Here is a 17820-nt window from a genome sequence, read left to right as displayed (position 1 = left end):
AGTCGCTTCGAGGCGTTAGAATCAGATCTTGCAACGGCCAGTGGCGACCGCTGATGACCCTGGCCCGGAGCGATAATGTTATAGTTATAACATAACATTATCTTGTTTTTCAGGTGACTGAAGATGGGCTCAGGCCCTACTTTCAGGCATGACGAAAAGAGGTTCTTGTAGCGGAAATGGCGCGCCATATTGCTTCCATCGCAAAGAGAAAAGGCACGGCAATCCGATGGAAAATGCGCAACAGCAGACAGGGGCACGGGGCGCCCTACTGGAGTCAACGCCCGCCCACCGCGGGTTGCCAGACACAAACGACTCCAGGCCGGTCTCCGGGCTCGCGAGGGTCATGAACGCATCGCCTTCCCATGCGCGTGGCGCACAGTGGCGTATCGATGCGGTCGCTCGCTTACCGTTGCGGGGGCAGCGTCGGACTTGAACCGACTTCCCGTTTCACCTCACGCGCGGCGGCGTGAGACACCTGAAGCGGGGCGGATATGACCACCCGCCTCCGCTCAAGTCAAGGCGCGGGACATGTTGTGGGAGGCGCTTTAGCGGCGATTGCTCTTCTGTAGGAGCGGCTGGCCGGCATTGCGCTTCAGCCGCGAAAGGGGGCGTTAAGCCTGCTCGTCGATACGCAATTCCGGCAACGCCCTACCCGCCACCAGGCGCTCATCGACCAGACGAATCACCGCCGCTTCATCCTTGATGCCATACCACTCGCCCTGTGGATAAAGGCTCGCGGTCGGCCCCAGGTCACAGGGAAACTGGCACTGGCTGCGGGTGATATGCACGCCGCCCTCGCACTCCAGCTTGCCGGCGGCCTTGAGACGCTGGCGCAGGGTTTTCCACAGGCCCAGCGCACCCTTTCGCGTGCAGCGCGGGCCGTTGCATAGCAGCAGGCGTTGCGCATGCGGCGGAATCTGCGACCAGGCGTGGTGCTCCGGCACAGGCGGTACGTCGCTACAGGGGAGATGCGCTTCGTGATGCGCCAACAGCGCACCCAGTCCATCGAGCCAACTGTCCTCCAGCGCCGTACAAACTACGAACACCTTGGCTCCACCGCCCCGCTCGGCGATACGTTCACGCAGCCAGTCGCGGTGCGCAGCATCGGCGCGCGGCTCCAGATCGACCACCAACAACGGACGTGGCGCCTCATCGATGGCCAGCCAGAAACCATCCTGCTCCGTGTCATGCAGGTGCGTTTCACCGAGCAGCATTTCGATGCGCTGCCGCAGACGCTCGGCCGAGGCTCCACGACCCAGGCCGGGGCCGATGAACAGAACGCGGGCGTAGGGGGTTTGGCTCATGACGGTCTCCAGAACGGGCCGGCAGTCTAGCAGCGTGCGTAGGGTGGACGTCGCTTTTCACGTCCACCACAACGGTGGATCGATAAAGCGCGATGCAACCGCCGCGACGATCGCAAGCGTAGGACGGGTGCAACCCGCCAGACCGGCGTTGGCGGGTTTCACCCGCCCTACAGGAACAGCGCCTCGTAGAGAGCGTCCAAGTCCGCGAACTCACGCGTTACCGCCGGCAACTGCGGGCGACGCAACAGCAAAACCGGCAATCCAAGCTCACGGGCGACTTGCAACTTCGGCTCGGTGGAGGCGCTGCCGCTGTTTTTGCTGATCAGCACGTCGCAACACAGGCGGGCGAACAGGGCGCGTTCCTCGTCCAGCGAGAACGGCCCGCGCGCACCGATAATCTCGGCGCGCGGCGGCGCCGGCTCGGCCTGCAGGCAGCGCACCGTCCAGTGCTGGTGCTCAGGAATTTCATGCAGGTGCGTCAGTGGTTCGCGCCCGGAGGTGAAGAACGGCCGCTCGAACAGCGCCAGCGCGCGGGTCAGCTCATCCCAACCGTCCACTTCGCGCCAATCGTCATCCACGCCTGGCTGCCAGCCGGGTCGACGCAGCGCCCAGCAGGGCACGCCGGCAATCTCGGCAGCGCGAGCGGCGTTATGACTGATCTGCGCGGCATAGGGATGGGTCAGATCCAGCAGTAGCTCGATGCCTTCATTAGCGATAAAGGTCGCCAGCCCCTCGGCGCCGCCGAAACCGCCAACCCGCACATGGCAGGCCAGGTCGTCCGGCACGCGGCCCAGACCGGCCAGACTGTACACCGTCTCCGGGCCCAGCCGACGCGCCAGACGCAGCGCTTCGGTAGTGCCGCCAAGCAGCAGGAGTCGCGCGCTCACGGCTTGCGCACCATCAGCAGGGTGATCGGTAGGGCCGCACGCCAAGTGTCGAAGCCGCCCAACGGCTGCGCCTGGGCCACGGTCAGACGCAGCAGCTCACCGCCGTGCTGCTCACGGAAGGCGACCAGCGCCGCCTCGCTCTGAATGGTCACCGCGTTGGCCAGCAGACGCCCGCCCGGCTTGAGCGCGGCCCAGCAATCATCGAGCACGCCTGGCACGGTGACGCCGCCGCCGATGAAGATCGCTTCCGGCGCCGGCAGTCCATCCAGTGCTTCGGGCGCATGTCCAGCGACCAGTTGCAGGCCGGGCACGCCGAGGGCATCGCGGTTGTGGCGGATATGATCCTGACGCCCTTCGTTGGCCTCGATGGCGATGGCCCGGCAGGCCGGATGGGCGCGCATCCATTCGATGCCGATGGAGCCGCAACCGGCGCCGACATCCCACAGCAACTCGCCAGGCAGCGGTGCCAGCCGCGCCAGGGTGACCGCGCGCACGTCGCGCTTGGTCAGTTGGCCGTCGTGACGGTAGGCGTCGTCCGGCAGGCCGCAGGTCGGTGGCAACAGTTGCGCGCCGGTGTCGGCCAGGCACTCCACGGCCAGCAGGTTGAGATCGGCACCGCGTGGCAGGTTCCAGCTCGCGGCCAGACCATCGAGACGGCGCTCCTCAGGGCCACCCAGATGCTCCAGCAGGGTCAGGCGACTGGCGCCGAAACCGCGTGCACGCAGGGCTTCGGCGACCTGCCCAGGCGTATCACCATCGGCGCTCAGTACCAGCAGACGCGTGCCGGGATACAGCCGCGCATTGAGCGTGGCCAACGGCCGCCCTACCAGCGAAACGACCTCAACCTCCTGCAACGGCCAGCCCAGGCGCGCCGCCGCCAGCGACACCGAAGACGGCGCCGGCAATACCTGCAACTCGTCGGCCGGCATCTGGCGCACCAGGCTGGCGCCGACGCCATAGAACATCGGGTCGCCACTTGCCAGCACACACACGGCTTCACCACGCCGCGCCAGCAGCGGTTGCAGGTCGAAGGGGCTGGGCCAGGTTTCCCGCTCACCCGTGATGCACGGCGGCAACAGCGCCAGTTGGCGCGGTGCACCGACAATACGGGTGGCCGCCAGCAAGGCGCGACGCGCGGCCTTGCCCAGGCCGGGGTAGCCGTCTTCGCCGATGCCGACCAGGGTCAACCAGGGTTTCATCCAATGTCCTCGCACAGGCCCGACGGACCGCCTGTCCGCGCTCCGGGCAAAGCGGGCATAATAGCGCCTTCGTCGGTGCCCTTGAGTCGATACGACTCAACAGCGGGCCTAAGAGGGAATCCGGAGCGATCATTGATCGTGACCGAGCTGCCCCCGCAACTGTAAACAGCGAGTCCAACGCAATCGGCCACTGGGTAACCGGGAAGGCGCGGCGGATGAAGACCTGTCAGCCAGGAGACCTGCCGACGAACGCTGGTCGCGAGTGCCAACATCGGGCGGGGTGTACCGATGCCATGGAGTCCCCTATGGGATTTCGCTGGTTCGGTCGCCGCGTCGTTATCCACAGGTGACCGCTTGCCCACATCCGTCCGCCCTTCCGCCTGCCCCGGCCTGCTGCGCATCGTCCCCGCGCTCGATGGCGGCATCTGCCGCATCAAGCTGCCTGGCGGCGCGCTGCGCAGCGCCCAGGCGCGGGCGATTGCCGAGGCGGCCAGGCACTGTGCCAGCGGCGTGCTGGATCTGACCAACCGCAGCAACCTGCAGATTCGCGGCGTGCTGCCTGGCCAGGAAAGCGCGCTGATCGACGCCCTGCTCGGCGCCGAACTCGGTCCCCGAGTGGCCGCTGCCGACGATGTGCGCAACCTGATGCTCAGCCCCGCCGCCGGTCTCGACCCGCAGGCACGGATGGACGTGCGTCCGCTGGCCAGCCAGTTGCTCGACCTGCTGCAGGACACCCCGGAGCTGCATGCCCTGTCGCCCAAGTTCGCCCTGCAACTGGACGGTGGCGAAGCCCTGGCCATGCGCGAACACCCCCACGACCTGTGGCTGACCGCCGAGGACGACCAGTACCTGCTGCTGGGCCTGGCCGGCTGCCCCTTCGACGCGCCGCTGGCGCGAGTCGAGGCGACACATACGGTCACGCTGGTGCGCGAACTCCTGCTGCTGTTCCTTGAACTGGCGATACCCGAACAATCGCGCATGCGCCAGTTGCTGGCACAGATCCCGGCCAGCGAGCTGTTGCAACGCCTGCAGACGCGTCTGGATTTTCCCCTGCAGCCGGCACCGGCCAATTGGCAGACTGCCGCGACGATCAACCGCTCGCCGGCTGGGATTTATCCACAAGCGCAGAGCGGCCTGTGCATGGTCGCAGCCGGCGCCCAGTTGGGCCGACTGCATGCCGAACAGCTGCTGTCGCTCGCAGACCTCAGCGAGCGATTGGGAGACGGCGAGCTGCGCCTGACCCCCTGGCAAGGCGTGCTGCTGGGCAATGTGCCGGAAGCCGCCAGCGGTGAGCTGTTTGCTGCGCTAGGTGAGCTCGGCCTGCTGACGCATATCGACGAACCGTTGCTCGGCCTGGTCGCCTGCACCGGCTCGGCGGCCTGCGCGCGCGGCCTGGCCGACAGCAAGCACCACGCTCTACACCTGGCCGAACGCCTGCGCGAAAGCGGCGCCCGCCCGCAGGTACATCTCAGCGCCTGCCCGCGCAGTTGCGCCAGCGCCCGCGTGCGGCCCTACACCTTGCTGGCCAGCACGCCCGATCATTATCAACTCTACCAACGCACGCCCGAGACGTCCGGTTTCGGCCGCCTGCTGGCGCCCGCCATGACCATCGATGAAGCCGGCGCCTGGTTCGCCCGCCACCACCCCGCAGGAACCCCCGATGCTTGATTACATCCGCGACGGCCAGGAAATCTACCGCCGCTCCTTCGCCACCATTCGCGCCGAGGCCAACCTCGAGGGCATCCCCGCCGACCTGGAAAAACTCGCCGTGCGGGTGATCCACGCCTGCGGCATGGTCGACGTGGTGGAAGACCTGCGCTTCTCCCTCGGCGCGGGCGCCGCTGGCCGAGCAGCGCTGCTGGCCGGTGCGCCGATCCTCTGCGATGCACGCATGGTCGCCGAAGGCATCACCCGCCCGCGCCTGCCGGCCAATAACCCGGTGATCTGCACCCTGCACGATGCCGGCGTGCCGGAGCTTGCCCGCGAAGTCGGCAACACCCGCTCGGCCGTGGCCCTGGAGCACTGGCGCGAGCATCTGGAAGGCAGCGTGGTGGTGATCGGCAATGCGCCGACTGCGCTGTTCTACCTGCTGGAAATGCTCGATGCCGGCGCACCGAAGCCGGCGCTGATCATCGGCATGCCGGTGGGCTTTATCGGCGCGGCGGAATCCAAGGATGCCCTGGCCGCAGACAGCCGTGGCGTGCCCTACGTGATCGTCCGTGGCCGCCGTGGCGGCAGCGCCATGGCGGTGGCCGCAGTCAACGCCCTCGCCTCGGAGGTGGAGTGATGGCTGGCCGTCTGCTCGGCCTCGGCGTCGGCCCCGGCGACCCCGAACTGCTCACCCTCAAGGCCCTGCGCCTGCTCAAAGGCGCGCCGGTAGTTGCCTATTTCGTGGCCAAGGCCAAGCACAATGCCGGCCATGGCGGTAATGCCTTCGGTATCATCGAGGAACATCTGGACGCCGCCCAGCAGCGCCTGCCGCTGGTCTACCCGGTGACCACCGAAAAGCTCGCCCCGCCGCTGAGCTATGAGGATGTGATCGCCGATTTTTACGACACTTGCGCCGAGCAGATCGCCCAGTTGCTGGATGCCGGCCAGGACGTGGCGGTGATCTGCGAAGGCGACCCGTTCTTCTATGGCTCCTACATGTACCTGCACGACCGTCTGGCCGACCGCTACGAGGTGGAAGTGGTGCCCGGCGTGTGCTCGATGCTCGGCTGCGCCTCGGTGCTCGGTACCCCGCTGGTGTACCGCAACCAATCCCTGAGCGTGCTTTCCGGCGTGCTGCCGGAAGACGAGCTGGAACAGCGCCTGCGCGACGCCGAAGCAGCCGTGGTGATGAAGCTCGGGCGCAACTTCGACAAGGTTCGCCGCGTGCTGCGCAAACTCGGCCTGGACGACCGTGCCCATTACGTCGAACGCGCGACCATGGCCAGCCAGAAGATCGTGCCGTTGGACGAGGTGGAGCCGATGGATTCGCCGTACTTTTCCATGATTCTGGTGCCTGGGCAGAAGTGGAAAGGCTAACCCGGACGTGTGGGAGGGGCTTCAGCCGCGACAGTCGCCGCTGAAGCGCCTCCCACGGATCGCTGCCTGCCCTCCCGGATGCAATCCGGGAAACCCATTCCCCGGATTGCGTCCGGGCTACAGGATTTACCGCATGAACATCATCATCCTCGGCGCCAGCGCGCTGGCCACTGCACAACGCCTCAAGGCGCTTTATCCACAGGCGCTTACCCACGGCCTGCGTGGCCGTGCCGATGGCGCCGAGCGTCACTACGACGAGTTCGGTGAACACCTGCGCGCCCTGTATCGCGCCGGTCAACCGCTGGTAGTGCTGTGCGCCGCCGGGATCGTCATCCGCAGCCTCGCCGCGCTATTGGCAGAGAAAGGCGCCGAACCGCCGGTGCTGGCCCTGGCCGAGGATGGTAGCGCCGTGGTGCCGCTGCTCGGCGGCCTGGCTGGGGTCAATCGCCTGGCTCGCGAGATCGCCGCGCACCTGGGTGTGACGCCGGCCATCACCACCAGCGGCGAGCTGCGCTTCGGCACCTGCCTGCTGGAGCCGCCTGCCGGCTACGCGCTGGCCGATCTGCAGCAAGGCAAGCGCTTCGTCAGCGACCTGCTCGGCGGCGAAAAGGTACGCATCGAAGGCCAGGCGCCCTGGCTGGAAGCCGCGCAGTTGCCTGTGGATAACGCCGCCAGCCGGGTCATCCATATCACCGCGCAGGTGCGCCCGGCCCAGCCTGATGAGCTGCTGATCCACCCACGCTGCGCGGCCGCGCTGATCGAGCGCCCCGGCGCCGACCTGTCGGCACGACTGCAACAGGCGCTGAGCGAAGCCAACCTGGCACCACAAGCGCTGGCCTGCCTGCTCGCGGACACAGGCTGGATGGCCAACGCCGAACTGCACGCCGCCGCCGCCGAGTTGAACCTGCCGCTGCGCTTTATCCACAGCACCACCGAACTGCCGCCCGAGCACCATGCTGGCGACGGCCTGCTCCTGCTGCTGGGTGAACAGCCGCTGGATATCGAACGCCTCGGCCAGCGCCGTGGCCGCCTCAGCGTGGTCGGCCTCGGCCCTGGCGCGGCCGAGCAAATGACTCCCGCCGTACGCCGTGCCCTTGACGAGGCCGAAGATCTGCTCGGTTACGACACCTACGTGAAGATGGCCGGCCCGCTGCGCGCCGATCAATGCCTGCACCCCAGCGACAACCGCGAGGAGCTGCAGCGCGCTGCCCACGCCTTCGACCTGGCCGCCACGGGCCGCCGCGTGGTGATGATCTCCTCGGGCGACCCTGGCGTATTCGCCATGGCCGCCGCCGTGATGGAGGCGCTGGAAACCCCGCAGAGCGAGGCCTGGCACGGCGTTGAGCTGGAAGTGCTGCCGGGCGTTTCCGCCGCCCTGGCCACCGCCGCCAAGGCCGGCGCGCCACTGGGCCACGACTTCTGCCTGATATCCCTGTCCGACAACCTCAAGCCCTGGGCGGTGATCGAGAAACGCCTGGAGCACGCCGCCATCGCCGATCTGGCCATGGCCTTCTACAACCCGATCTCCAAATCCCGCCCCTGGCAGCTTGGCCGCGCGCTCGACTTGCTGCGCCAGCACCGCGCGCCGGAAACGCTGGTGGTGCTCGGCCGCGATATCGGCCGCCCCGCCGAAGCGCTGCGCAGCCTCACCCTCGGCGAGCTGACACCGGAGATGGTCGACATGCGCACCCTGGTGATCATCGGCTCCAGCCAGACCCGCCGCTTCCCCCGCGCTGACGGCGGCGAGTGGGTGTATACGCCGCGCTGGTATCCGGCGCAGGCCGACTAAACCATCGCCCTCAAACATGATTGCCAAGCGTTTGTAGGAGCGGATTTATCCGCGATTTTCGCGGCTGAAGCCGCTCCTACAGATCAAGGTGCTTGGTTTTATCCACAGCCCCTACCATCTGCACAAACGTTCTAGGCACGCCCGGCAAACGGGTTAAGCTCAGGCGTTCAACTTTCCACCGCGGGCAACAGGCGATGAACGCGCAGTCATGGGTCGACCTCAAGCAGGATGCCGATACCGGCATCGAGGTGATCCGTGCGCATTTCGAGGGCCACGCCTACGACCCGCACTGGCACGACAGCTACCTGATCGGCTTCACCGAGCAGGGTGTGCAGCAGTTTCATTGCCGCCGTGCGCTGTTCAGTAGCGTCCCCGGGCAGACCTTCTTCCTCGAGCCCGGCGATATTCACGACGGCCACGCGCCGACGCCGGGCGGTTTCACCTACTCCACGCTCTACCTTGAGCCAGCCTGGCTGGAAAAGGCATTGCCAGCGCTGTTCGAACAGGCACCCGCCGACTGCCTGCCCGGCGTGCCGCGCACCCAGCCGGACGACCCCGGCTTGCTGCCATGTATCGCCAACGCCCTGCAGGCGCTGCGCGACGGTGAACCACGCATGGTGCGCGACGCCGCGCTGGATACACTGCTGGAACGCATCTCGCGCAGTCTGCACTGGCGCCAGCGCCTGTCGGGCAACCCACAGATCGCCAGCGTGGCCCTGCGTGCTCGCGACTACCTGCATGCTCACTTTCACGAAAACATCGGCCTCGACGAACTGGCGCAGGTCTGCGGCGTCGACCGCTTCCGCCTGAGCCGTGCTTTCAAGGCAGCCTTCGGCATCGCCCCGCATGGCTACCTGATCCAGCTGCGTCTGGTACGCGCGCGGCGCCTGCTGGCCATCGGCACGTCACCCGCGGATGTCGCCAGCGACCTGGGTTTTGCCGACCAGAGCCACCTGGGCCGCTGGTTCCGTCGCGCCAACGGCCTTACCCCGGGCGCCTACCGCAACCTCTGCACAAAGCTTCAAGACCACGGCTAGAACGAGCCGGACAATCGCGCCATACCCAATATGGAGCGATGCCCAATGCCTTTCCCCGCCCGGCGAGCCCAGCCATGAACCAGTGGCTGCCCTTCATCCTCTTCGCCTCAGTAGCGTCGATCACCCCCGGTCCGACCAACCTGCTGATCCTCGGCAGCGCTGCCCGCTTCGGCCTGTCCATCGCCCTGGCCATCGCGGTAGGGGCGAGCCTGAGCGCCAGCCTGATGCTGCTGGTGGTCGGCCTGGGCCTAGGGGAACTGCTGGCCCGCGCCCCGCTGTTGCAGACGGCGATGACCTGGGCCGGCGCCGCCTGGATCAGCTGGATGGCCTGCAAGCTGATGCGCGCCGAAGCCGCTGGCCTGGACGAGCGCCGCGTCGACCAACGCCAGGGTTTCATCCAAGGCGCCGGCCTGCAACTGATCAATCCCAAGACTTGGCTGATGACCGTCTCGGTCACGGCGATCTTCCTCGACGGCCAGGCCTCATTCGGTGCGGTAGCGAGCTACGCGACGCTGTTCCTGCTGGTGTCCACGCCCTGCCTGTTGGCCTGGGGAGTACTGGGCGCCGGTGGTGCGCGCCTGTTACGGCAACCGACCAGGCTGCTGTTGTTCAACCGCTGCATGGCCGTTCTACTGCTCGCTTCGGTGTGGCTGCCGCTAATGACAAACCTGTAGGAGTGCCGCCCCGGCGCGAAGCGATTGCAGCGATGCCGCCATACCGAGGCTATCCACCACATTCGCCGCGGGGTGCGGCTCCTACAACGCGCCGCCCTGACGGCGGAAGGTGCCGGGCGCCAAGCCAAAGCGCTGGCGGAATAGCTTGCCCAGGTGGCTGGCATCGCTGACACCGATCTCGTCGGCAAGCTGCGCCAGGCTGTGGCTGGAGTTGAGCAGACGCCAGCGCACATGTTGCAGGCGTAGCTCATTCCAATATTCGCGCGCACTCATGCCCTGGCTGGCCTGAAACAGGCGGTCGAGCTGACGGCGGCTGATGCCGACACTGGCCGCCAGTTGCTCGATGCCGTCGGCACTGGCCAGGCCGTGGCGCATCAGGGCGATGGCGCGGTCGACATGGCGTTCGCCACTCGACGTGGTGTGCAGCGAACGCAACGCATGCTGGCCGCTGCGCGTCTCGTCCACCAGCATGTCGGCCAGGCCTTTTAGCGCCCTTGCCCGGCCACTGCCCTGGGCCAGCAGCTCCACGGCCAGGTCGATGGCCGCCGTGCCGCCGGCGCAGGAAATCCGCGCGCCATCGAGGCAATACAGGCGCTCGCGGGCCAGGCGCAGGTGCGGGAAGCTGGCGCGAAACTCCGCCTCGTGACGCCAGTGCACCGCCACCTGATGACCGTCGAGTAAACCGCAGGCGGCGAGCATAAAGCTGGCATTGTCGATCGCCACCAGTTTCACGCCAGCGCGCGCCGCGCGCCGCAGCAACGGCTGGTAGGTCGGCGCCAGCGCGGCGGTGGCCTGCGCGTTGCGCCCGCCGAACAGCACCAGGTAGTCGTAGTCGGCCAGCTTCAGCTCGTCCGGCGTGGCCTCGATGCTCAGCGCCGCACCGCTGCTGGACGACACATGCCCAGGCTGCAGGCCGAGGATCGTCCAGGCGCAGTAGCGCTGACGGCTATAGTCCTCGTCGTCGGCGCTGAAGCGCAGCTTGTCGAGGAAACCACCAAACGGCAGCAGGGCGAACTCCGGTAGTGGCAGCAGGAGAAAACGCAGATCGGGGTTTTCAGTCATGCCCTGTCCAGAACCAACCATTAGATGACCAGAATCTACCTCATTCCCGCCACTGCCGCTGACTAGACTGGCCGCGCATTCACAGGAGACCCGCATGGCCCTCGAACTCTGGCTCGTCTACTTCGTCGCCACCCTCGGCCTGGCGCTGACGCCCGGCCCCAACAGCCTGCTGGCGCTGACCCACGGCGGGCTGTACGGCGCGCGCATGGCCTTGGCGACCATTATTGGTGGCGTAGTCGGCTTCAGTACCTTGATCGCCCTGGCCATGTTCGGCCTCAGCGCGCTGCTCAAGACCGCACCCACTGCGCTACTGGCGCTGAAGTGGATCGGTGGTGCCTACCTGATCTGGCTGGGTGTGCAACTGTGGCGTTCGCCGCCGATGAACCTGACCCTGACCGACAGCGGCACCCGCCCCGGCGCCGCCCGGCTGTTTCGCCAGGGCCTGCTGTCGGCGCTGTCGAATCCCAAGGTGATCCTGTTCTACGGCGCCTTTCTGCCGCAATTCCTCGACCCGCAACGCGGCCTGGCCGTGCAGTTCGTGGTGATGGCGGCGACCTTCGCCGTGGTCGAGTTCCTCGTCGAGCTGCTGCTGGCGCTGCTGGCCTTCCGCGTACGGCCCTGGCTGGAGCGCGGCGGTCGCGCCTTTAACCGCAGTTGCGGCGTACTCTTCGTGCTGATCGGCGTGGCGCTGCCGCTGGCGCGCTGAGCACGCCTGGCATCAGGCCTTCAGCGCCTCACCAATCGCGTAGTAATGCCCGCCCGCCACGTGATGCAGGCTGCGCAGGCTCGGGTCGGCCGTCTCGAAATGCCAGCGACCGTCGCGGAACACGCGCTCGTCAGCCCAGGCCGCGATCACCTCGCCGATGAACAGGTCGTAGGCCTGCTGGTTGTGCGGCTCATCGAGCAGCCGGCAGACCAGCCAGGCCGAGCAACCCGCCACCAGCGGCAGGTTGTGGCCTTCCATCGCGAACAGCTCGACGCCAGCATGGGCCAGCTTCGCCGGGTCGTCGGCCAGGCTGGCGTTGCCCACCGCCTGGGTCAGTTGCAGCTGCGCCACGGTCGGCACCTGGATGGCGAACAGACCGCTGCCCTCGATCAGCGCGCGGGTGCGAGTGGCCTTGTCCAGCACCACGGTGAGCTTCGGCGGATCGAAGTCCAAGGCGCAGCACCAGGCTGCCGCCATGACGTTATCCACAGCCTGGTGGCGGGCCGACACCAGCACGGTGGGGCCGTGGTTGAGCAGACGGTAGGCCTTGGCCAGGTCGACGGGGCGGATCGACGCGTTCATGCAGACTCCTGAAAGCGAAAAAGGCGCTCGCATGCTGGCCCGTGAAGACCCGCATCGCAAGCGCCCGCAGCATCGGTTGTGGATCAGAATTCCTGCACGGTCGGGCGCAGGACGATCTCGTTGATGTCGACATCGGCCGGCTGTTCGATGGCGTAGGCAATGGCGCGCGCCACCGATTCCGCCGGGATCGCCTGCTTGTAGAAGTCGACGACGAAATCGCGGCTCTGCTGGTGCGCACTGCCGAACTTCAGTTCCGAATCCACCGCGCCTGGCTCGATGGTGGTGGTGCGGATGCTGCCACCGACCTCATGGCGCAGGCCTTCGGAGATGGCGCGTACGGCGAACTTGGTGCCGCTGTAGACGGTACCACCCGGGCTGAACACCTTGATCCCGGCCACCGAGGCGATGTTGATGAAGTGCCCGGCGTTCTGCTGCTGGAACACCGGCAGCGCCGCGGCGATGCCGTACAGCACGCCCTTGATGTTGATGTCGATCATGCGCTCCCACTCCTCGACGCGTACGTCGCTCAGCGGCGCGATGGCCATCAGCCCGGCGTTGTTGACCAGCACATCGACGCGGCCAAAGCTGTCCAGCGCGCCCTGGATCAACGCCTTGACCTCGTCGGCGCGGGTCACGTCGGTCTGGTAGGCCACGGCCTCGCCACCAGCGGCGACCAGTTCGCTGACCAGTTGCTCGAGACGCTCCTTACGCCGTGCCGCCAGCACCACCTTGGCGCCCAGTTGGCTCAGATGACGCGCTGTAGCTTCGCCCAGCCCGCTGCTGGCGCCGGTGATAACCACGACCTTGCCGGAAATGTTGTTGCTCATGGGTAAGCCCTCTCTCGATTCGTTGAAGTGTCCGTGCCATACGCCGGACATGGGCTCACGTTAGAGGCGATTTCAGTTTCAATGAATGGAAGAGTTTGGATTAGGCTATTCCATATTCTGGAATACAAAGGCGCCCCGACATGCTCAATCGCATGGAGATGATCCGCATCTTCTGCAGCGCGGCCGACTGCAGCAATTTCCGCGAGGCGGCGACTCGGCTCGGGGTTTCGCCGCAGGCGGTGACCCGCGCGATCAAGGCGCTGGAAGAGGAACTCGGCGAGATTCTGTTTCACCGCAACACCCGCCAGGTGCATATCACCGCCTTCGGCGAGGCCTACGCGGTGCGTGCCCGGCAGATGCTGGAGGATTTCGACGCGCTGTTTCGCGGCCATCGCGCGGAAACCGAATCGGCCATCGCCGGGCGCATCGGCATCACCGCGCCGCAGGCCATCGGCAAGCGCTTTCTGGTGGGTTTCCTGCAACCCTTGCTCAAGCAGCACCCGCAACTGGTGCTGAACCTGCGCCTGGAGGACGAGATCACCGACGCGGTGGAAGCGCAGATCGATATCGGCATCCGCGTCGGCTTCCTGCGTGACAGCCGCTACGTCGCGCGCGCCCTGGCGCCGGTGCCGCTACTGGTGGTGGCCACGCCGGAATTGATCGCTGCCACGAGCCAGCCGCGCAGTCTCGACGAGCTGCAGCAGCGGCCACTGTCGGTGCTGATCGACCGCAAGAACGGCCGCCCCTGGCCGTGGACATTCGCCCATGGCCCCAGCCTGCATCCGCCCGCGCCAGCGCTGGTCTGCGATGACCCCGAAGCCGAGCTGGAGGCCGTGCTCGCCGGCCTGGCCTACGGCCAGTTGCCCGCCTACCTGGCGCAACCCTATCTGGAGAGCGGCCGCCTGCAGGCAGTGCTGACCGAGCAGGCGCCCGATCCCTGGCAGCTGTTCATCTACCGTCCGCAGCAAGGCCCGGTGCCGCCCAGGGTGCGCCTGGTGTTCGATCACCTGCGCGCCTGCTTCTCCGATCCGGCGCAGTTTCCTCAGGGCTGAGGTCGCTCACGACAACGCCACTGTCGCCTGCGAAGCGCCCTCCCCGGCCATCGCTCCGTAACCTGCCTGAAATCGTCTAAATCAGGGATCAGGAGCGTCGTATGCATGCTATCCACACGGGCCAGCAGGTGAGCCCGGCCACCTTGCACAAGGTGATCGCCGCCTCCGCCATCGGCAACTTCGTCGAGTGGTTCGACTTCGCGGTCTACGGCTTCCTCGCCGTCACCATCGCCTCGCTGTTCTTCCCACCGGGCAATCCGACCCTGGCGCTGCTGCAAACCTTCGCCGTGTTCGCCGTATCGTTCGCCCTGCGCCCACTAGGCGGCATCGTCTTCGGCATCCTCGGCGACCGCATCGGCCGCAAGCGTGTGCTGTCGATCACCGTGCTGCTGATGGCCGGCGCCACCACCCTGATCGGCCTGCTGCCGACCTACGCCAGCATCGGTCTGTTCGCCCCGCTGCTGCTGGCCCTGGCGCGCTGCCTGCAAGGCTTCTCCGCCGGTGGCGAGTATGCCGGCGCCTGCGCCTTCGTCATGGAGCATGCGCCCACCGAGCAGAAAGCCCGTTATGGCAGCTTCGTGCCGGTCTCGACCTTCATGGCATTCGCCTGCGCCGCCGGCCTGGTGTTCGGCATGGGCTTCTGGCTGGACGAAGCGCAGATGCAGGCCTGGGGCTGGCGCGTGCCCTTCCTGATCGCCGCGCCGCTGGGTCTGGTCGGCCTGTACATGCGCCTGCGTCTGGACGAATCGCCGGCCTTCCAGGCCCTGGCTGCCCAACCTCACCCTGAACATTCGCCGCTACGCGAAACCCTGCGTGAGCATGGCGGCACCGTGCTCTGCATGTCGGCGTTCATCTCGGCGACGGCGCTGTCGTTCTACATGTTCACCACCTACCTCACCACCTATATGCAGGTGGTCGGCGGCGCCGCGCGGCCGACCGCCTTGCTCGCCAGCCTGATCGCGCTGTTCTTCGCGGCCCTGCTGTGCCCCTTCGTCGGGCGCTATTCGGATCGCGTCGGCCGCCGCCGTACCATCCTCACCGCCGGGGTGGCGTTGATCGTCGCGGTGTATCCGGCCTTCACCCTGGCCGCCTCGGGCACCCTGCTGGCTTCAGCCCTGGGCGCCATGCTGCTGGCAGTGGGTGCGGTGATCTGTGGCGTGGTGACGGCGGTGTTGCTCTCCGAGCAGTTCCCCACCCGGGTGCGCTACACCGCCTCGGCCTTCACCTACAACCTGGCCTACACCATCTTCGGCGGCACCGCGCCGCTGGTCGCCACTTGGTTGATCGAGGCGACCGGCAACCGCATGTCGCCGGCCTACTACCTGATCGCCATCGCCCTGCTGGCCCTGGCCGGCGGCCTGGCGCTGCCGGAGTCCTCGAAGCGGCCGCTGAGCTACCAGCACTGAGCGATCAGTACTGCACCGAGTAGCTGAGGCCAAAGGTGCGCCCCGCCGCCGGCAGGCTGGAGATGGCGCCGTAGGTGGCCTCGGCCTGCTGACCGTAGACGGTCTTGTAGTCGCGGTTGGCCAGATTGTAGACGCCGAAACCAACCTCGCCGCCTAGCCAGGGCGCGTGAGCGATCAGGTCGAGCACGGTATAGCCCTGGATCTTGGTCGCCGGGGTGGCGCGGATGGTCGGGCTGATCGCGGCCGACTGCGCGTCGTCATAGGCGCGGTCACTGCCGCCCACGGTGAGCGCCTGCAGACGCACGCCATAGCCATCGAGGAAGCGCCAGTCACTGTAGACGGTGGCCTTCAGCGGCGAGACGCGGAAGGCATTCAGCTCGCGCCAGTTACCGGCAGCGTCCTTGTACTGGCCACGGGTGTAGGCCAGGGTACCGCCCAGCGTCCAGCCCTCGACCACCGGCACCTGCAGGTTGCCTTCGGCGCCCCATACGCGCTCGTCGGTATCAGCCACCGAGACGCTGAAATCGCGGTTGAACTGCACCACCTTGTCGGAGGTGTTGTAGAACGCGGTCACCCCGGCATTGAGGCCGCTGGCATCGCCCAGGCGCCAGCCCAGTTCGTAGTTGTTGACCTTGATCGAATCGATGCTGCTGCTATCGATGACGAAGCTGGCCGGCACGTCGCGCAGCATGCGCTGGGTGTCGGGCAGGCTGAAGCCCTGGGAGAAGTTGGCGAACAGCTGCTGAGTGTCGGTCAGCTTGTATACCGCGCCGAGGTTGAACAGGGTTTCGCTGTGGCGCACGTTGCCGCCTTCCAGGGTGCGCGCCTGGTAACCGGCCACGGTGGCGGCGGTGACGGCCTCGCCATAGGGGATGGAGTCATCCACCTGGTTGCGGATGGTTTCGCGGCGTACCCCAGCCCGCAGGCTGAGGCGCTCGGTAAGCTGGTAGTCGCCCTGGAGGAACGCGCCGGTCTTGCTCACCTCCACGTCCGGGCCCATGGAGGAGCTGTAGGTCTCGCGGTAGTTCAGGCCATTGCTGGTGAAGAAGCTGTTGAAGTCGTAGAACTGGCCGTCCTGACGATCCTGCTCGCGCTCGTAATCCAGGCCATAGGTCAGTTGCAGATCGCGCCCGGCCAGCTCGAAGCCCTTCTGCAAGGCGGTGCGCACACCCCAGACATCGATGTCGGTGCTCGACTGCAGCACCACGTTGGCCACGCCACCGGGCAACGCGGCATTTGCCGCGCGACTGGCGAACGGGAACCAGCGCGATTTTTCCTTGCGGTAGTAGGCCTCGGCGGTCAGTTGCTGGCCACCCAGCAAGTCGCGGTTGAGGTATTGCACATTGGCGCCGTAGTGGCGGGTGCGCGGCTGATCGTCGAGCTGCAAACCGTCCACCGCGTTGTGGCTGGGCTGGTAGTTCGAGACCAGTAACGCCGACAGGTTGGGGCCATAGTCCGGGCCGTAGTCGCTGTCCTGCTCGTCGTTGTAATAGCGCACGCCGGCGCTCAGTTGCTGGTCGTCGTCCAGGTGCCAGGTCAGGCGACCGTTGAAGTCGAAGCTGGTGGTGTCCTGGCGGTCGGTCTGGAAGATTTCCGGGCCGATGCGATCACCATGGGCGTCGCGAATCTCGCCTTGCTTGGTGAAGCTCAGGCCGGCGAAACCGCTGACCGCGCCCTGGTGGAAAGCGGCGGTCTGCGAGGCCTCGTAGGCCATGGCATCGCGCGCGGCCTTGCCGGGGGTGCGCAGGCCGATACGGCTGCTGAAGTCGCTGGTTTCATCGTCGGCGTTACGCGTGATGATGTTGATCAGACCGCCGGTGGCGCCGGCGCCATAGATGCTGGTAGCACCGGAGATCACCTCGATGCGCTCGATCATCGCCGGGTTGATGCTGTTGAGCTGGCGCGAACCGTCACGCGAGCCGGTCAGCGGTACGCCGTCGATCATCACCTGCACGGTGCGCCCGCGCATGGTCATGCCGTAGTTGCTGGTGGTGCCGCTGCTCGGCGCCAAAGAAGGTACAAGCTGGCCAAGAATATCGGCGGTGGAGCGCCCGGCGGCGGCCTGTTCGGCAACCTGCTCGCGATCAATGCTGTACACCGTACCGGCGATCTCGGCGATGCTCTTGGCCGAACGGGTAGCGGTGACCACCATCGGGCCGAGTTCCTTGACTTGGCTGCTCGTGGTGTCGTCGGCCTGCGCGTGGAGCGCGCCGCTCACCGCCAGGCTGAGCAAGGTGACCTGCATGGATGCCGAAAGATGCCTCATGG

At 66.7% G+C, this 17820-nt stretch carries 16 protein-coding genes and 2 riboswitches; of the genes, 9 read left to right on the top strand and 7 right to left on the bottom strand.

Going from position 1 to position 17820, the window contains the following annotated elements:
• Positions 1 to 299: 299 nt before the first annotated feature.
• A riboswitch (cobalamin riboswitch) is annotated at positions 300 to 494 on the bottom strand.
• A gap of 117 nt (positions 495 to 611) precedes the next feature.
• The 3 genes from RTH74_RS15595 to cbiE form a co-directional block, all read right to left on the bottom strand.
• The gene (locus tag RTH74_RS15595; RefSeq protein WP_316915257.1) at positions 612 to 1304 is read right to left on the bottom strand and encodes a (2Fe-2S) ferredoxin domain-containing protein; all 693 of its coding nucleotides are present in this window, start codon (positions 1302 to 1304) and stop codon (positions 612 to 614) included.
• Between the two features lie 167 nt (positions 1305 to 1471).
• Positions 1472 to 2191 carry a cobalt-precorrin-6A reductase gene (locus RTH74_RS15590; RefSeq protein WP_316915256.1) on the bottom strand — a complete coding sequence of 240 codons (720 nt, stop codon included), beginning with the start codon at positions 2189 to 2191 and terminating at the stop codon, positions 1472 to 1474.
• Positions 2188 to 3390, bottom strand: a complete 1203-nt coding sequence (cbiE, locus tag RTH74_RS15585; protein ID WP_316915255.1) for a precorrin-6y C5,15-methyltransferase (decarboxylating) subunit CbiE — start codon at positions 3388 to 3390, stop codon at positions 2188 to 2190. Before cbiE ends, RTH74_RS15590 begins: the two co-directional genes overlap by 4 nt.
• Positions 3391 to 3446: 56 nt before the next feature.
• Positions 3447 to 3652: riboswitch (cobalamin riboswitch) on the top strand.
• A 92-nt stretch (positions 3653 to 3744) separates the two neighbouring features.
• Here cbiE and cobG point away from each other — a divergent pair.
• The 6 genes from cobG to RTH74_RS15555 all read left to right on the top strand — a co-directional run bounded on the left by cobG (position 3745) and on the right by RTH74_RS15555 (position 9917).
• Entirely contained in the window at positions 3745 to 5058 is a 1314-nt protein-coding gene (gene cobG, locus RTH74_RS15580) for a precorrin-3B synthase (protein ID WP_316915254.1), read from the top strand.
• Complete coding sequence (locus RTH74_RS15575) at positions 5051 to 5677, top strand: precorrin-8X methylmutase (RefSeq protein ID WP_316915253.1); 627 nt, start codon at positions 5051 to 5053, stop codon at positions 5675 to 5677. Before cobG ends, RTH74_RS15575 begins: the two co-directional genes overlap by 8 nt.
• Positions 5677 to 6417 carry a precorrin-2 C(20)-methyltransferase gene (locus tag RTH74_RS15570; RefSeq protein ID WP_316915252.1) on the top strand — a complete coding sequence of 247 codons (741 nt, stop codon included), beginning with the start codon at positions 5677 to 5679 and terminating at the stop codon, positions 6415 to 6417. Before RTH74_RS15575 ends, RTH74_RS15570 begins: the two co-directional genes overlap by 1 nt.
• A gap of 133 nt (positions 6418 to 6550) precedes the next feature.
• Entirely contained in the window at positions 6551 to 8206 is a 1656-nt protein-coding gene (gene cobJ, locus RTH74_RS15565) for a precorrin-3B C(17)-methyltransferase (protein WP_316915251.1), read from the top strand.
• A 194-nt stretch (positions 8207 to 8400) separates the two neighbouring features.
• Positions 8401 to 9243, top strand: coding sequence for an AraC family transcriptional regulator (locus tag RTH74_RS15560; protein ID WP_316915250.1), 843 nt, complete (start codon positions 8401 to 8403; stop codon positions 9241 to 9243).
• A 74-nt stretch (positions 9244 to 9317) separates the two neighbouring features.
• The gene (locus RTH74_RS15555; RefSeq protein ID WP_316915249.1) at positions 9318 to 9917 is read left to right on the top strand and encodes a LysE family translocator; all 600 of its coding nucleotides are present in this window, start codon (positions 9318 to 9320) and stop codon (positions 9915 to 9917) included.
• 81 nt (positions 9918 to 9998) lie between these two features.
• Here the strand turns inward: RTH74_RS15555 and RTH74_RS15550 are convergent, their stop codons facing one another.
• The gene (locus RTH74_RS15550; protein ID WP_316915248.1) at positions 9999 to 10979 is read right to left on the bottom strand and encodes a helix-turn-helix domain-containing protein; all 981 of its coding nucleotides are present in this window, start codon (positions 10977 to 10979) and stop codon (positions 9999 to 10001) included.
• A gap of 94 nt (positions 10980 to 11073) precedes the next feature.
• On the opposite strand from RTH74_RS15550, the gene RTH74_RS15545 reads away from it, so the two are divergent.
• Positions 11074 to 11685 (top strand): LysE family translocator, encoded by a 612-nt coding sequence (locus tag RTH74_RS15545; RefSeq protein WP_316915247.1) that lies wholly within the window; start codon positions 11074 to 11076, stop codon positions 11683 to 11685.
• 12 nt (positions 11686 to 11697) lie between these two features.
• Here the strand turns inward: RTH74_RS15545 and RTH74_RS15540 are convergent, their stop codons facing one another.
• Both RTH74_RS15540 and RTH74_RS15535 read right to left on the bottom strand, forming a co-directional pair.
• Entirely contained in the window at positions 11698 to 12267 is a 570-nt protein-coding gene (locus RTH74_RS15540) for a flavin reductase family protein (protein WP_179529206.1), read from the bottom strand.
• 83 nt (positions 12268 to 12350) lie between these two features.
• On the bottom strand, positions 12351 to 13094 hold the full coding sequence (locus RTH74_RS15535; RefSeq protein ID WP_037004120.1) for an SDR family oxidoreductase: 744 nt from the start codon (positions 13092 to 13094) through the stop codon (positions 12351 to 12353).
• Between the two features lie 140 nt (positions 13095 to 13234).
• Between RTH74_RS15535 and RTH74_RS15530 the strand changes: the two genes are divergently transcribed.
• Both RTH74_RS15530 and RTH74_RS15525 read left to right on the top strand, forming a co-directional pair.
• Positions 13235 to 14146 carry a LysR family transcriptional regulator gene (locus RTH74_RS15530; protein WP_179529205.1) on the top strand — a complete coding sequence of 304 codons (912 nt, stop codon included), beginning with the start codon at positions 13235 to 13237 and terminating at the stop codon, positions 14144 to 14146.
• Positions 14147 to 14247: 101 nt separating this feature from the next.
• Positions 14248 to 15552: an MFS transporter gene (locus tag RTH74_RS15525; protein WP_316915246.1), complete on the top strand. Its 1305-nt coding sequence runs from the start codon at positions 14248 to 14250 to the stop codon at positions 15550 to 15552.
• A gap of 4 nt (positions 15553 to 15556) precedes the next feature.
• On the opposite strand, the gene RTH74_RS15520 is transcribed toward RTH74_RS15525, so the two are convergent.
• Positions 15557 to 17818: a TonB-dependent receptor gene (locus RTH74_RS15520; RefSeq protein ID WP_316915245.1), complete on the bottom strand. Its 2262-nt coding sequence runs from the start codon at positions 17816 to 17818 to the stop codon at positions 15557 to 15559.
• Between the last annotated feature and the right edge of the window lie 2 nt (positions 17819 to 17820).

Source organism: Pseudomonas sp. zfem001, assembly GCF_032621725.1.
GTDB lineage: Bacteria > Pseudomonadota > Gammaproteobacteria > Pseudomonadales > Pseudomonadaceae > Aquipseudomonas > Aquipseudomonas sediminis.
Note: the sequence above shows the minus strand (reverse complement) of the source record. Positions and strands in the feature narration are given on the sequence as shown.

What these genes read in the sequence shown, in the direction of transcription:
- RTH74_RS15595 (WP_316915257.1), bottom strand. Translation starts at nt 1,304, where the DNA reads ATGAGCCAAACCCCCTACGCCCGCGTTCTGTTCATCGGCCCCGGCCTG.
- cbiE (WP_316915255.1), bottom strand. Translation starts at nt 3,390, where the DNA reads ATGAAACCCTGGTTGACCCTGGTCGGCATCGGCGAAGACGGCTACCCC.
- RTH74_RS15575 (WP_316915253.1), top strand. Translation starts at nt 5,051, where the DNA reads ATGCTTGATTACATCCGCGACGGCCAGGAAATCTACCGCCGCTCCTTC.
- RTH74_RS15570 (WP_316915252.1), top strand. Translation starts at nt 5,677, where the DNA reads ATGGCTGGCCGTCTGCTCGGCCTCGGCGTCGGCCCCGGCGACCCCGAA.
- cobJ (WP_316915251.1), top strand. Translation starts at nt 6,551, where the DNA reads ATGAACATCATCATCCTCGGCGCCAGCGCGCTGGCCACTGCACAACGC.
- RTH74_RS15560 (WP_316915250.1), top strand. Translation starts at nt 8,401, where the DNA reads ATGAACGCGCAGTCATGGGTCGACCTCAAGCAGGATGCCGATACCGGC.
- RTH74_RS15555 (WP_316915249.1), top strand. Translation starts at nt 9,318, where the DNA reads ATGAACCAGTGGCTGCCCTTCATCCTCTTCGCCTCAGTAGCGTCGATC.
- RTH74_RS15550 (WP_316915248.1), bottom strand. Translation starts at nt 10,979, where the DNA reads ATGACTGAAAACCCCGATCTGCGTTTTCTCCTGCTGCCACTACCGGAG.
- RTH74_RS15545 (WP_316915247.1), top strand. Translation starts at nt 11,074, where the DNA reads ATGGCCCTCGAACTCTGGCTCGTCTACTTCGTCGCCACCCTCGGCCTG.
- RTH74_RS15540 (WP_179529206.1), bottom strand. Translation starts at nt 12,267, where the DNA reads ATGAACGCGTCGATCCGCCCCGTCGACCTGGCCAAGGCCTACCGTCTG.
- RTH74_RS15535 (WP_037004120.1), bottom strand. Translation starts at nt 13,094, where the DNA reads ATGAGCAACAACATTTCCGGCAAGGTCGTGGTTATCACCGGCGCCAGC.
- RTH74_RS15530 (WP_179529205.1), top strand. Translation starts at nt 13,235, where the DNA reads ATGCTCAATCGCATGGAGATGATCCGCATCTTCTGCAGCGCGGCCGAC.
- RTH74_RS15525 (WP_316915246.1), top strand. Translation starts at nt 14,248, where the DNA reads ATGCATGCTATCCACACGGGCCAGCAGGTGAGCCCGGCCACCTTGCAC.
- RTH74_RS15520 (WP_316915245.1), bottom strand. Translation starts at nt 17,818, where the DNA reads ATGAGGCATCTTTCGGCATCCATGCAGGTCACCTTGCTCAGCCTGGCG.